The organism is Coleofasciculus sp. G2-EDA-02, from assembly GCF_040226375.1.
Classification (GTDB): Bacteria; Cyanobacteriota; Cyanobacteriia; order Cyanobacteriales; family Coleofasciculaceae; genus Coleofasciculus.
The window spans coordinates 1-20,853 of the sequence record NZ_JAVKEW010000138.1; the positions used below are offsets into that span (position 1 = coordinate 1).

A 20,853-nucleotide genomic window follows, 5' to 3' on the forward strand; every position below is an offset into this window, starting at 1 on the left:
TGTTTTATGGACAGGCGCTTATTTTGTCGCTAGTTGTGGCGGTGTTACCATTGAACAGCTAAAAGTCTACGTTCAAAGCCAAGATTGTCCGGATTCATCCCATCGCTAAAAGCGAGGGTCTTCTCCGGACGCTAAGATAACATGGTCTAACTCCGTTAATTCTTAATTTTTCCGGGTTTTCTTTTACCGTTTTTACACCAACCATAGGCTTACCAATGACCAATGACTAATGACCAATGACGATCCTCGCCCCTCCTGCTTAAATGGAAAAGAGTTATCCCCATCAACATAATGGCTGTTCATCAAGACTATATTCAACTTGCTACTGACAAGAATGGCGATATGCATGACTTGACTGATAAAGTCAATGCCATTGTCAAAAACTCTGGTATCGAGACGGGAATGGTTCATGTCTTTAATATTGGTAGTACCGCCGCCATTGGTACCATCGAGTTTGAACCTGGGTTGGAACGGGATTTACCGGAACTGTTAAATAAACTGATTCCACCCAGTCAGGACTACGGACATGAGCAAACCTGGCACGATGGTAACGGACATTCTCACCTACAAGCCACTTGGCTGGGACCTTCTATCACCGTACCCCTCAGGAATGGCAGGTTAGAATTAGGCACCTGGCAGCAAATCTTTCACTTAGAATGCGATGTGAAACCGCGCCGCCGTAAAATTATTGTGACGATTTATGGAGAATAATAGGCTCTTTTGAAACCTCTCCCGGTTCCGCTACGCTAAAACCGGGAGATTCCTCAGAACCTTATATCTAGCTTTTCGCCCGTCCCGGAGGAGGCTATCTGGCTAGAATGCGCTGAGTCGCTACGAATCGGCTCAACGGGGCTATGACTGCACCGACTTTCAGACGCGCTTACTCGATTTGCCGATTGTTGATATTGTTGCCATGCCCGTAGCAGGGCGGTTTCCATCCCTAGATACTCAGATTGAGCATCCTGTAATGACAACACATCGTCATAAACGTGACGACTTAAAAACGCACTCATCAAATCGCGATGCATTACTACACCCGACTTATCGTAATGAACTCGTTCTGACAGAGATTTTTTGATACGTTCCCCTGTTAAATGAGTTTGAGAGAGTGCCGTTTTCGTAGTCGAAAACTGATAGAACGAACCGCCAGCTTTCTCAGCTTTGCGCTTCAGTTCTGACTGGAAAAAACCAGGGGACTTAGCGCCAATCGCTTTTCCCCAATTCTTTTGCCATCCCTTTACAGAAACCTTTTCAGTCTTGATTTGGTTTCCGTTTCTGAGAATGTCATTAACTAGGCGACGATTTTGAGACTTGCAATACTCAGCTTTGCGCCGCTCTAATTCTCGCTTTTGACGCGCAAGAGCCTGATAACGTTTGGATTTATTCCACGAAGAGCGACCTTTTTTCGGCTTCCCTTTTTTCAGGATAGCCTTACGTCCCTTCCTTCCTAAGAAGTCAGGTTCGTAGTTATCAGGATTGGACTGCCGTTGTGACCGTTGCATCTTTCGCTGCAAGCTACTAATCTCACGCTCAAAGGTCGGAACCTTCTCGGCAAAGGGTAACAAGCCAGCATTGCTGTCAGCCACATAAGCCACATTGGAGATATTCAGGTCTAATCCAACAACTCCAGGATTAACAAAATTAGCAGCTTTTTGATAAGGCTCCCCTTTGTTGATTAACTGAGCATACCAGCGACGTTTACCGTTAATTTCTTTCCAGAGAATCCGGACGTATTTGATGGAGCTGTTGATGCCATGCATCATTACAGGGTTATTGGGGCGAATCAGGGCGTTGAGTTTGAGCTTTCCCCAAAGAAGGTGCTCCCCAGTCCAACGGATACCCTGCTTATTGGTCTTGCCCTCCATACTACGGAACCGAGAAGGAACCTTGAATCGTACTTTCTTGGCACGACCAAACATTACCTTTTCTGTTGCTTGGAAGGCACGAGTCGCTAACTTTTGCTGAGTATTGGAATCGACTTTTTGAGCAATCCACTTAGAGGTATTGGCGACTACCGTTGCATAAGCCTGAAGCTCATACTCGGAATACCGATATTGCCTCCTTGCTTCACTAAATGCCTTTGTTCTGGCTTTCCCTTTTGGTAGCTTTTTAGCTGATTGGTAATGGGAGGATTCCTGCACTAACCGCATCCGAACCATTGCCTCGTTCAAACAAGCATTATAGAGTTGCCGACCCGCTTGGAAGCGAGAAAGCAACTCTGACTCTGATTGACTGGTTACAACAAGAGGAATGGTTGTGATGAATGAAGGGGGAGTGCTTTTACCCATAGCGAAAACCTTGCCAAAATGTTATTTGCTCAAATTGATTGACATCGACTTTTTGCTCAAGATAACCTGAGTTTAAAAGAATGTCAATAACCATCAGTAACCAACATGACCGTTAATTTAGCCGATAGACAATATCGCAAATATCCTCACAGCGTAGGTTGTGCAACCGTGCATCTTTGTTGGATACCTAAGCGTAGACGCGCTGTACTAATAGGGGACGTTAAAAACGACCTCGGCAAAATACTCAATGATGTTGCTATAGAAAAAGGTTGGTTCATTAAAGCACTAGAGATAGCACCTGACCATGTTCATTTACTCGTAGAATACGATACTGACCACTCAATAGCACAAGTAGTCAAAGCCTTTAAAGGGCGTTCGTCTTACGAACTAAGAGCCAAGTATCCTCATTTAAAAAGAATGCCCTCTATGTGGACAAGAGGATACTTTCATGACACCACAGGCAAAGTTTCGACAGCGGTGATTTTGGCGTACATCAACGACCCTCATCATTCTAAAAATTAGACGGCAAATTTATTTGCCGTGTCGCGTTTCCGCCCCCGTTTAGAAAACGGGAGCTACCACGCTCCCGCTTGTTAGATGGTGTACTTATTCTCGTGATGAAGCGGCTTTTGATTCTGCCTCTTCTAGCTCGATAATCAAATCTATGAGATGTCTAGCATAAAGAAGGGAATCTGTCAAGCCTCGATCCGTGACTGGATAGCTATAGCGAGCAAAATTTTCATGAGGGTGTTGCCAACGTAACCATAACCGTCTGTCAATCATCTTCGTGCTAATTAACCAATCTCGGTAACGGATTGGTTTTATTGGCAAGCCGGTGTTGGGATTGTCTGAGTTCACTGGCTTTCTTAGGAGTGTTGAATTAAATTTACGGTTTAACAGAGCATAAAGAGAGTTGACTAGACAGGTTGAAGTCGCTGCATATCACTCAACAGAGTTAATAATCCTTGGAATAATTTGATACCATCAGTATTGCCTAACAAGGGGTCAGATGCGCGTTCTGGATGAGGCATCATCCCCAATATTTTACCCGTGCGATCGCAAATTCCGGCAATGTTGTTCACGGAACCGTTAGGGTTGCTAGTTTCGTCGATTTCACCCAGGGAACTGGCGTAACGAAATACAATCTGATTCCCATCTTCGAGGGCTTTCAGGGTGTCTGTGTCGGCATAGTAACGTCCTTCGCCGTGAGCAACGGGCAGTGTGATAATTTCACCTGTGGAATAGGCGCAAGTCCAAGGCAGATCCGTGCGTTCTATTTTCAGGGGGACGCGATCGCAAATAAAATGGAGATCTCGATTCCGGACTAATGCTCCGGGCAATAACCCCGTTTCGGTTAAGACTTGAAAGCCGTTGCAGATACCCAGAACAAACTTCCCCTGGTTAGCGTGGGCAATGACATGGGGCATAATTGGCGAAAACTGAGCGATCGCGCCGCAACGTAGGTAGTCGCCATAACTAAAGCCACCGGGTAACACAACGACATCTAAGTCAGAAATATCTGTCTCTTCATGCCAAACCATCCGGGTAGGACAGTTTAGCAAATCCTGGGTTACATAAGCAACATCGCGATCGCAGTTTGAGCCAGGAAAAACTACAATTCCAAATTTCATGTTGATGCCCCTACCTGTACCTGTACTTCATCCAAATCAAATCGATAATTTTCAATCACCGGATTCGCCAAGAGTTGATCACAGATGCGATCAAGTTGCTCCTTAGCTTGATTTTCATTAGCCGCCGTCAGCATTAACTCAATATACTTGCCGATGCGTACCTGTTTAACCTTTGCGATGCCAAGTTGCCCAATCCCGGACTCAACTGCCACGCCAGCCGGATCTAATACAGAAGGTCGCAGTGTAACATAAATTCGAGCCTGATACTGATGATTCACGAGCATCCCCCAATTGTGCAGATTACCTTCTTTAAGTTTGAACGACTAATTCTGAATAGTCCACGTCATTTTCCCTCGATTAACCCGTAAATCTATGAAAGCCCAACGCACCCGTTCTCAAGAGCGAATTTTAAATTTGCTCAAAACCTTAAATCGTGCTGTCTCTGCCCAAGATATTTATATCGAGTTACGTAATCGGGAGCAAGGTATGGGTCTAGCGACAGTTTACCGCTCTCTCGATGCCTTGAAACTCGAAGGAGTGGTACAAATGCGGACTCTAGCCACTGGCGAATCCCTCTACAGTTTATTGCAGGATCAACACCATCTCACCTGTCTCAACTGCGGGCGATCAATTCCCATCGAGGAATGTCCTGTCCACAATTTAGAGACCCAGTTACAAGATAACCACCACTTTCAAATTTACTACCATACTCTGGAGTTTTTCGGACTCTGTGAGGATTGCCAAATGGTTGAAGCTGATCAAAACCGTCCTTAATCCGACTGCCAAGATAATCCAGACGCGGTAACAGCACATCTGGAACATGAGCAAAGAAACAGGGCTACTTGATTATTTGTCTTTTTGGCTGTGTGATCCGCAAGTTGAGTCTAAACTCGAGTATTCAACTGCCTCTGAGACGCTAATCTTGTGATCTGGAGGATTAGCTTCCGCAGATCCAAAGCCAATTCTTGGTTAACGACGTGAAGGAACTTGAAGCCAATCTCCTTACCGGCTTGAGAGAGAGTCTCAAAGTAAGACTGATTCACCTCCAGCAACGTTGTCTGTTCCCGTACCGCGCAAGTTGTTGGGTATGTACCACCGTCTATCAGCCCCAGAACTCCCACCAGCCGACTCGGACCATAAACGGCAAGGTGTTCGTATTTGCCAGATCGGTAAATCGTGGTGCGAACAGCACCGCGAACTGTGATCAAGCAACTATCTGCCGGAGAACCTTCTGTGTAGAGAATATGACCTCGTGGCAGATTCCACAACCGCATGGGTGCGAGAAACTCTTCCAATTCCGCAAGCGTGAAGATGCGAAATAGTGGAAGTGACTGTAGCCTTGAGTGATCTAACGTTAAGGGGGAGGTAGGGGCATCAATTTGCCCTTTGTTCTCTTGTACCCCAGAATCAGGCAATGTTCCTGCTTCCCCAGCCGTGAGCGTAGCGACGATTTGTGCCGTTTTTAACCGAATGCGATCGCAGATTTTTAGTCGCAGGCATTTCATGATGTTCAATGCTGAGGATCTTAGGCTATATCGCAGCATATCCAACTGCAAATTACTCAAAAAATAGCCCGATGTCCGCTCAAGCGTTAGGGCATAAGTCAAGCTCAAACCGCGATCCATAACAGAGATTTCCCCAATGACATCGCCAGAGCCAACTGTTTCTATATCCACGCGATCGTTCCCTGGCACATCAGCGTATAACCTGACTCGCCCCTCGCTGAGCAAATACATCCCAGCGGCTACCTCGCCCTGGCGAAAAAGCATGGTGTTGGCTTCGACACAGAAGGGTTCCGCAAACAACAGAATGTCCTCCAAATCCCCTAATGTCAAGCTCTGGAACAGGGGCAAGGAGCTTAAAAACTCTTCTTTTTGTTTCAAGTTCACGTTCATGATTAAGACACAACGGTAAGGTTTAGATGTCGAGTTCGGCGATTTTCACCTGCCGATAGTCGCCCTCGGAGGTGACGTAGAGAACCGAGTACTCCGGCACTTCAGTCCAATTGGTGATATCCTTCGACAATGGTTCGGAAGCAACGATTACAGAATTAGCGTTCTTGGCGCTACCGACTAACTTCCACTCATCCTCATGCCAGCCGTAGTTTTGACCCAAGGTATACCAAAGGCTCATGTCTTTTAGCCCCAACTCCAACTCGTCTATTTTGTCGGCGTAGCAACCGAAGTCAAAGGTAAAGCGAGTGGCAACTAAGTCGTTACCGTCACAGATGAACAGGTTAACCCAAGAAGCTACCGCAATTCCTAGTTTTTTGCGAACCTGCTTGATAATCTTTAAGGTAGATTCCAAAGCTGGCAATATCTCGTCGAGTTCCAAATCCTTAGTTGGGTCTTCCATCTGTGACATCAATAGGGCATAGATCCATTCGCTGTCTGTTGTACCCTCGATCTTTTGGGCGATTTCCGGTTTGATGTACTCCAGCAAGTGAAATTTCATCTTATCCATGTCAGCCAAGTCGCCATTGTGAGCCATAGCCAGCTTGAACCCTTTATACTGAAATGGATGGACATTCTGCATATTTACCTTAGCGCTAGGATCGGAGATGACGCCGCGAACATGGGCAACCAGACAAGTTGGTCGCAGCTTTTGCGCTAGAACTTTCAGGTTACGGTCAAAGAAGGGAACCGAAACAGTTTTGTAAATGAAGGGAACTTCCGGATTGTGGGACGTTGGTTCCCATGCCGCCATACCAAACCCAGCCAAATTCAGTAATTTCAGCATTTGTGGGGCGTAGGTCTGTTTCATTAATGAACTGTCTGACTTGAATAACAAGTCGTCCAGGAGTACGGGCTCTCCTAAATACGCTACAACTCGACACATAGCAATTCAATATAGTGGTTTTCAAGTATTATACTGACAATGGTTCCTCTACCAAAAGGAATCAGTGTTCTTAACGATGCCAAAGCGGTATCTTTAATGCAAGATAAGGATACGGCAATCATGAGCAACCGTGAGGCAAGTCTCTCTTTTATTCTTGAGAATCTCCCCACCCTACTTTTGACTATAGCGAGCCATAAGATACAACTAAATAGGGTGGTTTTCAAGTAATCTAGCTTTTGCGTAGAGACTAGACTGGATTCTCCATTATCTCCCCGCACGACGGAACCCTCCCGCTATCTTCTCCAACTCTTCCTCAGTCAGTTCTTCTTGACTTTTCTGTTGTCCTTCAATTGACGGCTGATTGTTTACGAGTTTTTCATGTTCTGGGTTCTGTTCGTTTGGATTTTGAGCTTTGTTTTCACTGGACATTATTTGTTCATCTTTTTTAGTAGTTGGTTTAACCGCAGTAGTCGGATATAGCCATTCTCAAGAGCGTGAGGTACACCCCAATGTAGGGGATCTATGCTTGCACCCTCAGTCATGTACCTGCTCCTATGAGAAACGCTATAAAAGTAAAAATCACGATCATTAAGTTTTGTCAAATTCCGCGATCGCACTCAGGTGGAACGATTGTGTATTTTGATTAAACTTAACACAGTTACCTTTATTTATGTCCGACTCCTTAGCGCATCCCAATCAATTTTACAACGAACTGACCTTGTTTACCTAAGTAGGTGGACACAATTAAAGTTAACGGTTGAGATTAGGCAACAGGCAACACCTCGACTTCGCTCGGTGTGTCACAGGCAACAGGCAACAGTAAGGGTTTGAGGGCGATTGACAAAACTTAATTATCGTGCCGTTTTCTTTTGTCCGACTACTTACCCTGGTTTTGATCGGCTTTTGATCGGCTTGTCACCCCTGCAAGTTTAGCACCACAAATCAGAAATCGCCGTAATTTACATGATTGAGTGTATAATAAATCGATATAGCAATAAACTCGGACAATATAAATGTGTGGATTTGCCGGATTTATAGATGGAAACAATCACCAGCAATACAAACAATCAGAGCGTTTACAGATTCTAAACCAGATGGGAGAACGATTATATCGGCGCGGCATAGATGACAAGCAATTATTTGAATCAACGCCATTGTCATTTATTTTCAGACGGTTATCTATTGTCGATTTAGCTGGAGGGCAACAACCGATTTGGAATGAAGACAAAACTATGTTTGTTGCCGTCAATGGAGAAATCTACAACCATATAGAGTTGCGTTCAAACTTACGGAACACCCATCAATTTCGCACCTATTCTGATGCCGAAATTGTTTTGCACTTGTATGAAGAAATTGGAGTCAACGCACTCCATTTACTGAATGGTATGTTTGCTATTGCTTTATGGGATGCTCGACTACAACAGTTATTTTTAGCACGAGATCGCTTAGGAATAAAACCATTATATTACGCACAAATTGGCTCCCTACTCATTTTTAGCTCGACTTTAATGTCCCTCTTCGCCCATCCCGATGTACCAAGGCATCCTCAGTTCCAGGATTTAACGAATTTAAGCGTTACTACATCCTATGTGAGAGGAATTAACAGGTTAGCTGGCGGTCATTATTTGCTTTATGATGCTAACACAACCAACCTAATTATTCAGTCCTATTGGAATTTAGAAAAATATTGGGTCACCGAGCCTAACTCAGACTCCCGTCAGCCTCAAGATTATATCAGAGAATATCGCGAGCTTTTTGTCGATAGTGTACAGAAACGTCTGATGAGTGATGTACCTATAGGAGCATTTTTGAGTGGAGGACTGGATTCTGGAGCAGTTGTCGCTGTTGCCAATCAATTCCATAACCGATTACATTGCTTCAGCATCTTAGCCGATTACACGAGAGAAAATGGAGATATCCAAGCAGCGCGTCAGTTTTGCCAAAAGCTCAATCTACCGTTTCATCCGGTATATTTTGATTCGGAAAAGCTATTAGAACAAGTTCATTTTTCATTAGAAACTTTTGAATATTTTATTTGGATAATGGATGCGCCAAAATTTAATATGGATTGGTTTTTGAAGCACGAACTCCATCGTTATTGCCAAACCCTATTTCCTGACCTCAAGGTAATGCTTTTGGGACAGGGTGCTGATGAATTTGCTGGCGGATACTCTGCCCCTGAAGATAGCTCGACAAAGGACTGGCAAGACTATATCCAACAATTGAACGAAGAGGAGCAACAGACAAGTCAACTCAAACAACTAACTAGCCTTAATGATGGGTCATACCTGTTTGATAGAGGCATTAAATCTTATCCGCCTGATTGTACTTCGTTTCAGAAACAAATGTTACGAGAAGTTTATTATTTACAAGATTATAACCTTTGGCATGAAGATCGCAGCGCTATGAGTCAAAGTATTGAAGCCCGTGTTCCCTTTTTAGATCATCGTTTAGTCGAATATTTAGCTGCTGTTCCACCTCAACATCATGCCGCATTATTTTGGAATAAAATGATTATTCGAGAAATGGCTGGGCAATGGCTACCCCATGATTTTGTTTACCGCAAAAAATCATTCGGTGCCTCACATCAGACGGAGTGGGTTCTCATACAGTATAAAATTGTGCAAAGGATTTTTACGCAGTTTTGCGAGAAGTATTTAGCCAATTCTAGGAGTCTGTTCTCAGATGAGCAAATACTATCCTGGTTTGAGCAAGCGAATGTAAATAGTGTCAAGGGTATTCAAGCTTTGGATAAGCTCTTAAATGCGATGGCAATGACAGTGTTCAAAACTATTTGCCTAACTGGGAAATCTCCTACTTCTATGGATTACTTGTATGGGTGTTCACCCCTAAAAACTCTGGATGATTTTTAACCGTCAAGGTGGTTATAAAAGTAGAGACGTTGCATGCAACGTCTCTACATCATTTCGGCTTCTGCTATCGCCAAGCCACCCCAAGGGCGTAATATTTTAGTACCACATTATGTCGTGCTCCCATGGTGTTTCAAGCCAAGGAGAGGTCAAAGCGGACGATAAACCCGGTAGTTGATTTGGGGGAAGATATTATCGATTTCCTCGACTTTTTCCAACCAGCCACTGTCGATTTTACCGATTTTGATATCCTCATACAGCTTATTAAACCGCATCAAGTGCGATCGCGTCCGCCGCACAGCATAGGGTACCATTGTTCCCGTCCGCATAATAAACGCCCAGTCCGACGACTGCGCCAGGAGTAACTCCCGCGCCGCCTGGTTAAGTGCTTTCCATTCCAGTTCATCAGCGGGTTCGCGACTTCCTAACTCAATCATCCGTTCCGCTGCTTTGTGCAGGTGAGGATAAATCCAAGCATTGGTTTCATTGAGCCAATATTCATGGAATCCCTTATACCCCCAGCTTGACTGAGAGGGCTTACAAACTTGCTGAGAGGGATTATCCCGCAAATAATCAGCCAAGTGGGTCATGTCGTAAGTACCCTGGTCATACCAAGACTTGCGGAACAGATAATCGATAAACCAAGGTCCCTCGTACCACCAATGACCAAAGAGTTCCGCATCATAGGGGGAAACAATAATCGGCGGACGCTGCATTATTCCCGCCAAATGACCCACCTGCTGTTCCCGGTTAAACATAAAGTTAGACGCATGTTCAGCCGCTTTTTCTCGCGCCCAATAGGGGTCATACAGCGCTTTATCCCCTAATCCTAATCCGCGACCTGTAATCCGGTGATATTTAATTCCCGTATTTTTGCGCTGCCCATTGGGCATAATATAGGGCTTAATGTACTCGTATTCAGCTTCCCAGCCTAAATCCTTGTAAAATTCCCGATATTCGGGTGAACCCGGATACCCCACTTCCGAAGACCACACCTGCTGGGAGGACTCGTGATCCCGACCAAATGCGGCGACTCCTGTCTCCGTATAAATCGGAGCATAAGTGCCAAACCGGGGACGGGGACGGGCATACAAGATCCCGTGACCATCGGTGAGAAAATAGCGCAAGCCTGCATCGGCGAGTAATCGTTCCACCCCTTCGTAATACGCGCATTCAGGTAACCATATTCCTTTCGGGGGGCGCCCAAAGGTTTGCTCATAATGCTCACAAGCCACCTGAATTTGCGCCCAAACCGCTTGGGGATACATTTTCATCAGCGGAAAATAGCCGTGGGTGGCGCCGCAAGTGATGATTTCTAGGTTATTGCTGTCGAGAAATTGTTTAAATGCCGTTACTAGGTCACCGCCATAGTGATTCCAGGTTTGGCGAATCATGCTGAACTCGTTCACGTAATGTTCAGCGAGGTAGCGGATATGACCATTTTGTTCGTTATGCTCGACTTCCTTTTGAACTAATTCTTCGAGTAGGGCTAGATGTTTGTCGTAGCGCTCTTGCAACAAAGGGTCTTGGAGCATTGACACCAAAGGAGGCGTCATGCTCATCGTGATTTTAAAGTCCACCCCATCCCGCTTTAATCCTTCAAAGACGTGCAGGAGGGGGACGTAAGTTTCGGTGATGGCTTCAAATAGCCATTCTTCTTCCAGAACGTAGTCACTTTCTGGATGCCGCACAAAAGGTAGATGGGCATGAAGGACGAGCGCAACGTAGCCGATAGCCATAGTGAATAGAAGTCGTGAATTGCTAGATAATGAAAAGTTTAGGATATCCTGGGAGGTTGAGAGTCTTTTAAGATTTTAGGACGAAAGGGACAGCAAATGGATAGATAAATATCACAAACCCTTTAGTTTTGCGGAAAATCTAAAATAGAGATTAAATTATAAGGAAGCAAAGACCCCCCAGCCCCTAGGCAGTCAATGCCAACGTTCTCCTAAAGCAAGCCCCGTTAAGAGTGCTAACACCAAATTGCAAGGTCGCTCATGAAAACTCTCCGGATGCGGAAGCCACACTACAGCTTCTGCTGTTTGTCGATGAGCGTCCCAGTTCCCGGAAACCTATCCATCGCATCCGGAACTATCTGGAGTCCCTGAAACAGGAGTATCCCTTTGAGCTGATGATTGTGGATGTGGGAGAACAGCCCTATTTAGCCGAACATTTCAAAATAGTCGCCACTCCAGCTCTGCTGAAGATTCATCCCCAACCGCGCCAAACCCTGGCGGGGACGAATTTGGTGGGACAGTTGAAGAACTGTTGGTCACGCTGGCAACGCTGTATCGAAGACTACCAAACTGAGTTAAAAGAGGAGGTTGCTTCATCCACTAACGCGAGTATCTCCAGTGAGAATGGCTCATCCGCCAAACCTTCCATAGAATCATCCATCGAAGTGATTCAACTCACTGACGAAATTTTTCGCCTCAACCAAGAAAATGCCGCTCTGCGGGAGAATCTCTACTTCAAAGACCAAATTCTATCCATGTTAGCCCATGACCTCCGCAATCCTTTAACCGCCGCATCCATTGCCTTGGAGACTCTGGAATTAGGTCAAAACAACCCCATTCAATCTCTTGGTGCTGAATTAACCCCTACCCTGAAAGCCCGCTTATTTGAACAAGCACGCATCCAACTCCGTATCATCGATCGCATGATTACGGAAATCCTGCAAGCCGCTAAAGGCAGCAACGCCGATTTTTACGTTAAACCACGCCAACTGGCTTTAGGACCCCTGTGTCAAGAGATTCTCAACCAAATGCAGGAGTCGTTCCAACTCAAATGCCAGATTGTGGAAACGGACATTCCCCAGGATTTACCCCCTGTCCATGCTGATAGTGAGTTGGTGCGTCAAGTCATTGTTAATCTGCTAGACAATGCCAACAAATACACCCCAAAAGGGGGTAAAATTCAGGTTTCTATGCTGCACCGCACTACCCAGAAGGTTCAAGTCTCAGTCTGTGATACCGGTCCAGGTATCCCAGCCGAAAATTGCGATCGCATCTTTGAAAATCATTTCCGACTCAAACGCGATCAAGCCATAGATGGGTACGGGATTGGTTTATCCTTGTGTCAACGCATAATCCGCGCCCATTACGGTCGCATCTGGGTCGATTCCCCCCCTAAAGGTGGTGGTTGTTTTCACTTTACCCTGCCGATTTATCGATAAACGTTAAAGCGATGTAGAGACGTAGCATGCTACGTCTCTTCGCTGGGGAAGCTTTTGTAGGGGCGGGTTTTACCATTAACCTTTGGTGTTACCCTGATATAACTAAACCCGCCCCGACCTAACCGTCCAATTATCACAAATGAAGAATGACAAAGGACATAGAGCGAATGACAAAGGACAAATGACAAAGGACGAATGACATAAACAAATGACAAATGACCAAAATGCGAACGACCAAAATTGAAAGAGTACGCGGCGTCAACGATGTATTGCCCGATGATTACGCCATCACCAAACAGCTTGAAGATACCCTGCGCCAATGCTTCCAATCCTTTGGCTATCGTCCAATTGACGTGCCACTGATTGAATATACAGAACTGTATTTAAGGAAATCCGGAGAAGAAATCGCCCCCCGTCTCTATGACTTCATCTACCGCAACCGCCGCCTTTGCTTGCGCCCGGAATTTACCGCCTCTGTTGTCCGCGCTTATGTAGACAACCTGCAAAGCGTCCCCCACCCCATCCGCCTCTACTATGCGGGTTCCGCCTTTCGCTACGAACGCCCCCAGAAAGAACGCTACCGCCAGTTTAACCAGATGGGGATTGAATTGATTGGCGCGACTGGAGCGATGGCAGATGCCGAAATTATCGCGATCGCATCTCAAGGATTAAATCGCCTAGGATTAAGCGGGTATAGAGTTGTCCTGGGTCATATTGGTGTAATCTCTACGTTTCTGGATAACCTTCAGATCGAAAGTCGCCTGCGTAGCTTCCTGCTTGCCAATATGGAAATTTTACGCAAGGAAGGCAAATCAGCCGTCGAACAGCGCTTGTGTGATATCTATCCAGCATTTGCCCTCTATACCTCCAACCCCCAACTCAGCCCAGGACAAACGAACCCTGACACTGCTCACCCCCAACGTTTGAGTAAACTCTTTCAGGGAATGGAAGAATCCGACGCCCAAACTGCGATTCTGGATCTCCTAGACAGCATGAACATTGAACTGGCTGGCAATCGCGACGCCTACGAAATCGTTGATCGCCTACTGACCAAAATAAAACGCCAAGATCAAACGGAGAGGGTAAGTAAGGCGCTAGAGTTTATGAGTCAACTGGGACAACTGGTAGGAGAACCGAATGAAGTCTTAAAAGAAGCCCAAACTCTCCTCTGTTCCCATGGTATTGATGATGCTGGACTTGAACAACTCCGTGAGATTATTAAAACATTGGAATTCTATAACCTAGACTCCAGTCAAATTAGTTTAGACTTAGGACTCAGCCGAGGATTGCAATACTATACAGGCATGATTTTTGAAATCTATCATGGCGTCGGTAAGCAGGAGCGACAACTCTGCGGCGGCGGTCGATATGATGATTTGGTGGCAACTTTTGGCGGACGCCAAGATACCCCAGCCACCGGTTTTTCCTACGGGATGGAACGGCTGAGATTAGCCCTAGAAGCCGAGGGCAAAGTTTGGCAAGTGCAGCGACAGGTGGATGTTTTGGTTGTTCCTGTCAGTCAAGATGATGCGGGTTATGCCATTAGCGTTGCCCAAAAATTGCGACATACTGGATTGGCAGTAGCCATGGAGCTTAGAGGTAAAAGTGTTTCCAGTAACTTTCAGTATGCCGACAAACAAGGCATTCCTTACACCATTCTCGTAGGTTCAGAAGAACGAAAAGCCTCAAAAGTTGTACTTAAACAGATGGAATCTGGAGAACAGCAGCAGTTAACGGTAAGCGACGCCGCCAAGCAAATTAAAACGATGAAATAGTTTTGAAGGGAAGTAGGGGCGGGTTTCACTATTATCGTTTTTTGCCACCCTAATGTTACTAAACCCGCCCCGACTAAGTGCAAGAGTTTTGGATGCTATAGCAGAAGGCTCCAAGACAGGAGGCTCAAGGGCAGAAGGGTTTTTACGGCTACGTCGTCGTTTGAGCGATTCAATTTGTCCTAACCTTAATGGCAACAGCTATAAAAGTCTTTAACCAATGACCAATCACCAATCACCAATCCCCAATCCCCAATCCCCAGTTCGCCTCGCTCTCCCCAGTAAAGGAGCCTTAGAACGCTCTACAACCAGCCTGCTTGCAGCCTGTGGGATGAGTGTCTTTAGACCGAGCGATCGCCAATATTTCGGCTCGATTCCCTCACTTGGACACATTAATGTACTTTTCCAGCGGGCTGCTGATATTTTTACCAAAGTTGAAGAAGGTAGCGTTGACCTCGGAATTACTGGCTATGATGTAGTCTGTGAAGAAGGCGTGGGTCATGATAATGTCGTGGTTATTCATGACCGTTTGGGTTACGGTAAATGCGAACTGGTATTAGCTGTTCCTGAAAGTTGGGTGGATGTATCCTCGATTGAAGATTTAGCCGAACTCACGCTTCTATTTAAAGAAAAAGGTAAAACCCTGAGAATTGCCACGAAATATCCCAATCTGACCAGAGATTGGTTCTATGAAAAACTGATTGTCAACTTTTCCCTTGTCTCCGTGCAAGGAGCAATGGAAGCGGCACCCAGTATGGGTTATGCGGACATGATTGCTGATGTCACCAGTACCGGAACTACCCTGCGAGAAAACCGATTGAAGCGCCTTACTGGTGGCACGCTTTTAAAGTCCCAAGCTTGTCTCATTGGCAATAAACGCCTCCTCCAAGAGGACCCCACGAAACTTGATACGACTAAAACGATCTTGGAATTAATTGAGGCAAATTTGAATGCTAAAAAATATGTCTCCATCACGGCTAATGTTCGAGGCAAGTCAGCCGATGAAATTGGCAATTACTTGATCAATCACAGCGAGTTGAGCGGTTTAACTGGGTTACGAGGACCGACGATTGCCAAAGTTTATTCCAAGGAAGAAAAGGATTGGTATGCTGTAACCATTGTCGTTGAGCAAAAAATGTTACTTGCGGCTGTTAATCATCTAAGAAAGACGGGTGGGAGTGATATGACGATTACTTCACCCGACTATGTATTTGGTTCTCAGTCTCAGAACTATCAGGTATTCTTGGAACGGTTAAATGAAGCCTAAGAAACACGAATATCAGATGAAACTGATTTTGCTTTCCACATTGTAGAGACGTTGCTTTCCACATTGTAGAGACGTTGCTTTCCACATTGTAGAGACGTTGCTTTCCACATTGTAGAGACGTTGCTTTCCACATTGTAGAGACGTTGCTTTCCACATTGTAGAGACGTTGCATGCAACGTCTCTACAGTTGGCTAGTCAAAGGTAATAAATCCGCGTTCTAAACGTTAGTTTTAGCGCGGATGTTTGGGGGATTCGTAGTAAACTGGAGAGCCTTGATCCTTAACGAAATGACAAGCCCAGTAAGAACGAATAAAGCTCTTCAAAATCGGCTCGTTTGAGCAGCGATAATAATCGCCTAACATCGGCTTAATTGCCTCGGTTGCCGTTTTCAAGTGATAGTGGGGCATATTCAAGAAAATATGATGCGCCACATGAGTCCCGATATTATGATGAATGGGATTGATAAAGCCGTAATCCCGATCAATCGTTGATAATGCTCCTTTAAGGAAATACCAATCCTTTCCTCGATACCAGGGAAGATCTGGTTCGGTATGATGCAGGAACGTGACCAAATCTAGCCACATTACAAACACGATATAAGGAACCAGGTAATACTTCACCAGAAATAGCCAACCGAACTGAAAAGTCAGTCCACCTAAAAAGGCAACCATTAATATCCAGAGGGTAGAACTGGTGACAATATCCCATTTTTCTGAGGGACGGAATAACGGACTGCTGGGCAAAAAGTGGGAACCTTTGCGATCAGACGATCGCTTAAATAGATAGAGGGGATAAGCTAGCAATGGTAAATTAAAGCGGAATAGCTTTTCATACCATGGCATCTGTTCATACTTACTCTGAGATACCGGATACCAGCTTTCATCGGTTTCCAGGCTACCAGTATTAGCATGATGGGTTCTGTGACTGATGCGCCACCCGTGGAAGGGCACCAGAATGGGAGTGTGAGACAGATGTCCAATCAGGTTATTCAGCCATTTAATCTTAGAGAAAGAGCCATGACCGCAGTCATGACCCACTACAAACAACGCCCAAAACATGGTTCCTTGGAGTAACCAGAAGATGGGGAAAAAGAACCAGGAATCCAGTTTGTAGGCGATCGCATAAAATCCAGCGATGATGCCAATGTCTAGAAAGAAGTAACTTAGAGACTTCCAGACAGAGGGTTCAAAACAGTAGGCGGGAATTGCCGCTTTTAAGTCTTGGAGAGTAAAGGGTAACTCTTCTTTAGGAGTGGATGAGGCTGTAATCGTTGCCTGCTTGAGAACTGTGTTTGATTGCACGAAACTTCCAATTTAATTTGAAAACCTACATTAAGTCAACTACCTGTCATACAAAATATGCCAGGTGAACCGGGGAAATGTAGGCTTGAATGAAACGATATTTATTGTAACCTTGTATTAACTTATTTTGTCAAATAAATCTGAAATTAGCTGATTCAGAGGATAGTGAGCCAGTAATGGCGCGATTACTTCGCGGCTCATCCCATTATCCCCAAAACAGCGTTTATGGCGGATTTTAGTTTTGATCCCCATAGAGATAACCTATAGTGCCACTAACCGTAAAACGTAGTTGACACAACCTTATAAATATGCATTCAGTAGTGAATCAGACGTAGCTCTAACACTATAACAGGTGTATTGGGTTAAGTAACCTCAATCCAACCTACAATAAATAAAAGTGCGATCGCGTTAATCTTGATCCGGTGAAGCAGACCTAGGCTTCTCACTGTCAAAAAAACTAATAGCACCTTTGTTCTAGCCATTTCAGTCACATCTTTTTCGATATCAATGATTACCTTATACACCGCACAATCGTTCTGGGGATTGCCAAGCATTAGCCCACCTTGTATGAAGCTGGAAACTTGGCTGCGTATGGCAAAGCTTCCTTACCAAGCAGTGATTGTGACAGCACAAGACTTTGCCATAGCCCCAAAGGGTAAAATTCCATTCATTAACTATCAAGGAAAGCTATTCGGTGATTCCACCTTAATCATCGAGATGCTCAAGCAAGCAGAAGGAATCGATCTTGATGCTAGCTTGACCCGCACAGAACGAGCCATCTCCCTTGCTTTCCGTCGGATGATCAAAGAAAACATTTTCTGGGGGGGTGTCCACATTCGCTTCAATATCGAAGAAAACTGGCGAGGCTATCGCGAGGTGTTAGCAACGTTACTCGGAACTGAGGTGTCAAAAGCAGAATGGGAACCGTTTGTCGAAGGGCTACGTGAAAGCGTTCGTTCTCAGATGTATGGTCATGGTATGGCTCGTCATAGCAATGAGGAAATCATCCAGATTATCTGTGCTGATTTTCAAGCCCTCTCAGATTTTCTGGCTGACAAACCATTTTTTATGGGAGATGAACCGACGACGTTAGATGCAACTGCTTACGCTTACATTGGTGCTTTCATTAAACCACCTTATCAAAGCCCAATTGTTGACTATGTTCTCCAACAGTCGAATCTCTGCCAGCACTACGAACGAATGACTCAGCAGTTTTTCAGTGATAGAGAGAAGGAGTTAATTACGCAATAGGAAAGCCTAGCGGATATCGTTTTCAATTGCGGGTTAAACGTCATTTGAATTAAGGGATTGAAAAGCTTGAGGCAAAATGTGCGATCGCGCCTAACCCGATCCCAATTAATTCCCATACTTTTTGAGTATCCGCCGTAAAATAGTAGACAAACTCGATGACGAAAAAAGGCTATGCCACAAACAATCCTGAATCAAATCCTCAATCAGTTAGAGATGCTTGAGTCAGAGGAACTACAGCAACTTAATCTGGCTATATGAATGACATCTGACGAGTGAGATTGCTAGAATTAGAGCAAACTTTCTGGCTGACTACGATGAGTATTACTCTAACAAAGACCCAAGAGCAATTTATTCAAACCAAATTGCGAACAGGTAAATATCGCTCGGCTGAAGAAGTCCTCGAAATCGCCTTGCAGTTGTTGGATGAATATGAGCGTGCTGACAGCGAGTGGATCAACTCTGTACGGGCAAAAATAGATGCTGCTATTGCTGTCTCCGAACAGACTCCACCCATTGATGGCGAACCCTTTATCGCAGAGATTTTGGATCGCTTCCAGCAAGCACGCGAGACTCAAACATGAAACGCTATCTTATCAACGTTCTCGCCAGCCAAGACCTCAACGAAATTGCTGATTACTTTACTGCTAATAATATCGAAGCCGGTGAGCACTTTTTTCAAAATTTTGCGCGTCGCTGTCAACAATTAGTCAATTTCCCTAACTTAGGTAGAAATTATACAGAAATACGTCCTGATTTGCGAGGTATACCTTTGGATTGCTATATCATCTTTTACAGAATTTTAGATGATGGCATTGAGATTCTTCGTGTAGTGAGCGGTCGCCGAAATCTGCCATCTTTATTTGAAGAACAAGAACCATGACTCCGGAAAATAAGCCTAATAGCCATATTGAAGCTCTGTTAAATCCCATACTTCTAGGTTATGATTGTTTAAAATCCCAACAATTACTCTAATGTTGAAGTTCTACTACAATCCAATCTCTGTTAATGCTCGCCGAGTTTGGGTGACATTACTGGAAAAACAAATTCCCTTTGAGCCAATTTTGGTGAATCTAGATGGAGATCACCTGAGTGAGGATTTTACTGCCATTAACCCGCTTCAGCGAATTCCTGTCGTCATCGATAACGGATTTCGGATTGTTGAATCGTTAGCCATTTTGGACTATTTAGAGGCAAAGTATCCAACACCATCATTAATGCCTAGTGAAATTGACGCGATCGCAACGGTTCGCATGGTAGAAATGATAGCCGTAAATGAACTTCAGCCGCTGATGATTCCTTTAACTAAACTCTTAGTTGGACTCAAAGTCAATCCTGATAAAATTGACAATGCTCTGCAACGCATAACGACTATTATTCAATTTTATGAAAATCTTTTGGCGGGACATATTTACTTTGTGAACAATCAAATCACCCTAGCGGATATCGTGGCTGGAACACTTGTCACCTCCTTACCCCAATTAGGTTTCTCTCTAGACACTTATCCATCCCTAAAGGCATGGTTCCAGCAGCTTGAGCAGCGAGAAAGTTGGCAACAGACATCTGTAAAACCTGAAATGATTGCAGCCGCTCTCCCAAATATGCGAGCCATTTTAGATAAGCGATAATCCAGAGTATCTAGCAATTATTGCTATTGCTATTAACATCTGTCTTAGTGAAAAGACGTGATATAGCACTACGGGGATACCTTAGGACATCAGTTGCTCCTAAGAGGGAACAGGGAACAGGGAACAGGGAATAGTAAAGAATGTCCTACCTGCCAAGGTAGCTGCTATAAGTCCATTGTAGGGGCGGGTTTAGCCATTTAGGTAAGCGTATTACCGATAACTATTCAACAAAACCCGCCCTTATTCTGTAGGGACAATCTGAATAAGCTGTTATGCATTTAAATTGGGTATTAGTAGCGAGCAAGATGCTCGCACTACATACAATGATTTCGCTATTATTGACATTAAGGTTTAAATGCCGAACAGCTTACTTCTAGGTAAAATTTGAGTCAGCCTCGATATCCGCCCGGAGTTAAAACTCTTATTCAGTCAGCTTTAGCTGACTTTAGCTTTGAGCCAGGGATTTGAATCCCTGGCTGATTGTTGCTACTGGTGCAAGATGTGAAAAGGTGGATTAGATATGAGACAATTATAGAGATGAAACTTCCAGTTATACAAGCTAGAATAAACAATAAAACTGCCTTTCCCGAAAAACCCTATGACTTATACCCCATCTAAACTTCTAACGTTCGATCAATTTATAGCAGAATATCAATGGATAATTAATAATTGATAATTGACAATTGATTAATTTGGTCTAAGACCTCTTCGTTTACGAAGAAATTAAAAAAGATTTTCCTTAATTTCAATCCTCTTCTTTTAAGGAGAGGTCATTATTCATTGTTCATTATCCATTGTCAATTTGTGAATATGTTCGTAGGGGCGCACGGCGTGC

The 20,853-nt window shown here is 44.5% G+C and carries 21 protein-coding genes and 1 pseudogene; 12 read left to right on the plus strand and 10 right to left on the minus strand.

Going from position 1 to position 20,853, the window contains the following annotated elements:
* Positions 1–109, plus strand: a pseudogene (locus RLO19_RS16015) (IS200/IS605 family transposase); the annotation flags it as partial.
* Positions 110–291: 182 nt separating this feature from the next.
* The gene (locus RLO19_RS16020; protein WP_446357933.1) at positions 292–711 is read left to right on the plus strand and encodes a secondary thiamine-phosphate synthase enzyme YjbQ; all 420 of its coding nucleotides are present in this window, start codon (positions 292–294) and stop codon (positions 709–711) included.
* 53 nt (positions 712–764) lie between these two features.
* Here the strand turns inward: RLO19_RS16020 and RLO19_RS16025 are convergent, their stop codons facing one another.
* Positions 765–2,288: an RNA-guided endonuclease TnpB family protein gene (locus tag RLO19_RS16025; RefSeq protein WP_446357935.1), complete on the minus strand. Its 1,524-nt coding sequence runs from the start codon at positions 2,286–2,288 to the stop codon at positions 765–767.
* 105 nt (positions 2,289–2,393) lie between these two features.
* Here RLO19_RS16025 and tnpA point away from each other — a divergent pair, with 105 nt between their 5' ends.
* A complete protein-coding gene (gene tnpA, locus RLO19_RS16030; protein WP_446357937.1) occupies positions 2,394–2,810 on the plus strand; it encodes an IS200/IS605 family transposase in 417 nt (138 codons plus the stop codon).
* Between the two features lie 84 nt (positions 2,811–2,894).
* Here tnpA and RLO19_RS16035 read toward each other — a convergent pair whose 3' ends face one another.
* Genes RLO19_RS16035 through purS form a run of 3 tightly spaced genes read right to left on the minus strand, consistent with a single transcriptional unit; the run spans position 2,895 to position 4,197 of the window.
* Positions 2,895–3,146 (minus strand): hypothetical protein, encoded by a 252-nt coding sequence (locus RLO19_RS16035; protein WP_446357939.1) that lies wholly within the window; start codon positions 3,144–3,146, stop codon positions 2,895–2,897.
* A gap of 59 nt (positions 3,147–3,205) precedes the next feature.
* Positions 3,206–3,919 (minus strand): phosphoribosylformylglycinamidine synthase subunit PurQ, encoded by a 714-nt coding sequence (gene purQ, locus RLO19_RS16040; protein ID WP_446357940.1) that lies wholly within the window; start codon positions 3,917–3,919, stop codon positions 3,206–3,208.
* Positions 3,916–4,197 carry a phosphoribosylformylglycinamidine synthase subunit PurS gene (gene purS / locus RLO19_RS16045; RefSeq protein WP_446357942.1) on the minus strand — a complete coding sequence of 94 codons (282 nt, stop codon included), beginning with the start codon at positions 4,195–4,197 and terminating at the stop codon, positions 3,916–3,918. The genes purQ and purS overlap by 4 nt, the downstream gene beginning before the upstream one ends.
* Before the next feature lie 94 nt (positions 4,198–4,291).
* On the opposite strand from purS, the gene RLO19_RS16050 reads away from it, so the two are divergent.
* Entirely contained in the window at positions 4,292–4,693 is a 402-nt protein-coding gene (locus RLO19_RS16050) for a Fur family transcriptional regulator (protein ID WP_446357944.1), read from the plus strand.
* A 110-nt stretch (positions 4,694–4,803) separates the two neighbouring features.
* On the opposite strand, the gene RLO19_RS16055 is transcribed toward RLO19_RS16050, so the two are convergent.
* The 3 genes from RLO19_RS16055 to RLO19_RS16065 form a co-directional block, all read right to left on the minus strand.
* Positions 4,804–5,814 (minus strand): cyclic nucleotide-binding domain-containing protein, encoded by a 1,011-nt coding sequence (locus RLO19_RS16055; RefSeq protein ID WP_446357946.1) that lies wholly within the window; start codon positions 5,812–5,814, stop codon positions 4,804–4,806.
* 22 nt (positions 5,815–5,836) lie between these two features.
* Positions 5,837–6,682, minus strand: a complete 846-nt coding sequence (locus tag RLO19_RS16060; protein WP_446357948.1) for a class II glutamine amidotransferase — start codon at positions 6,680–6,682, stop codon at positions 5,837–5,839.
* A 339-nt stretch (positions 6,683–7,021) separates the two neighbouring features.
* Positions 7,022–7,186 (minus strand): bacteriocin, encoded by a 165-nt coding sequence (locus tag RLO19_RS16065; RefSeq protein ID WP_446349712.1) that lies wholly within the window; start codon positions 7,184–7,186, stop codon positions 7,022–7,024.
* Between the two features lie 584 nt (positions 7,187–7,770).
* Between RLO19_RS16065 and asnB the strand changes: the two genes are divergently transcribed.
* Complete coding sequence (gene asnB, locus RLO19_RS16070) at positions 7,771–9,630, plus strand: asparagine synthase (glutamine-hydrolyzing) (protein ID WP_446357950.1); 1,860 nt, start codon at positions 7,771–7,773, stop codon at positions 9,628–9,630.
* Positions 9,631–9,776: 146 nt separating this feature from the next.
* On the opposite strand, the gene RLO19_RS16075 is transcribed toward asnB, so the two are convergent.
* Positions 9,777–11,366, minus strand: coding sequence for a glycoside hydrolase family 57 protein (locus tag RLO19_RS16075; protein ID WP_446357951.1), 1,590 nt, complete (start codon positions 11,364–11,366; stop codon positions 9,777–9,779).
* A gap of 230 nt (positions 11,367–11,596) precedes the next feature.
* On the opposite strand from RLO19_RS16075, the gene RLO19_RS16080 reads away from it, so the two are divergent.
* From RLO19_RS16080 to hisG, 3 genes are all read left to right on the plus strand, one after another.
* Positions 11,597–12,802: a histidine kinase gene (locus RLO19_RS16080; protein ID WP_446357953.1), complete on the plus strand. Its 1,206-nt coding sequence runs from the start codon at positions 11,597–11,599 to the stop codon at positions 12,800–12,802.
* A 215-nt stretch (positions 12,803–13,017) separates the two neighbouring features.
* Positions 13,018–14,577, plus strand: a complete 1,560-nt coding sequence (hisZ, locus tag RLO19_RS16085) for an ATP phosphoribosyltransferase regulatory subunit (RefSeq protein WP_446357955.1) — start codon at positions 13,018–13,020, stop codon at positions 14,575–14,577.
* A gap of 217 nt (positions 14,578–14,794) precedes the next feature.
* The gene (gene hisG / locus RLO19_RS16090) at positions 14,795–15,841 is read left to right on the plus strand and encodes an ATP phosphoribosyltransferase (RefSeq protein WP_446357957.1); all 1,047 of its coding nucleotides are present in this window, start codon (positions 14,795–14,797) and stop codon (positions 15,839–15,841) included.
* Positions 15,842–16,071: 230 nt separating this feature from the next.
* Here the strand turns inward: hisG and RLO19_RS16095 are convergent, their stop codons facing one another.
* Both RLO19_RS16095 and RLO19_RS16100 read right to left on the minus strand, forming a co-directional pair.
* Positions 16,072–17,142, minus strand: coding sequence for a DUF3474 domain-containing protein (locus RLO19_RS16095; RefSeq protein ID WP_446357959.1), 1,071 nt, complete (start codon positions 17,140–17,142; stop codon positions 16,072–16,074).
* A gap of 117 nt (positions 17,143–17,259) precedes the next feature.
* A complete protein-coding gene (locus RLO19_RS16100; RefSeq protein WP_446357960.1) occupies positions 17,260–17,394 on the minus strand; it encodes a hypothetical protein in 135 nt (44 codons plus the stop codon).
* A gap of 255 nt (positions 17,395–17,649) precedes the next feature.
* Between RLO19_RS16100 and RLO19_RS16105 the strand changes: the two genes are divergently transcribed.
* From RLO19_RS16105 to RLO19_RS16120, 4 genes are all read left to right on the plus strand, one after another.
* Positions 17,650–18,393 carry a glutathione S-transferase family protein gene (locus RLO19_RS16105; RefSeq protein WP_446357961.1) on the plus strand — a complete coding sequence of 248 codons (744 nt, stop codon included), beginning with the start codon at positions 17,650–17,652 and terminating at the stop codon, positions 18,391–18,393.
* A gap of 314 nt (positions 18,394–18,707) precedes the next feature.
* On the plus strand, positions 18,708–18,974 hold the full coding sequence (locus tag RLO19_RS16110) for a ribbon-helix-helix domain-containing protein (protein ID WP_446357966.1): 267 nt from the start codon (positions 18,708–18,710) through the stop codon (positions 18,972–18,974).
* Positions 18,971–19,273, plus strand: coding sequence for a type II toxin-antitoxin system RelE/ParE family toxin (locus RLO19_RS16115; RefSeq protein WP_446357962.1), 303 nt, complete (start codon positions 18,971–18,973; stop codon positions 19,271–19,273). Before RLO19_RS16110 ends, RLO19_RS16115 begins: the two co-directional genes overlap by 4 nt.
* A gap of 91 nt (positions 19,274–19,364) precedes the next feature.
* The gene (locus RLO19_RS16120) at positions 19,365–20,018 is read left to right on the plus strand and encodes a glutathione S-transferase family protein (RefSeq protein ID WP_446357964.1); all 654 of its coding nucleotides are present in this window, start codon (positions 19,365–19,367) and stop codon (positions 20,016–20,018) included.
* Positions 20,019–20,853 lie beyond the last annotated feature (835 nt).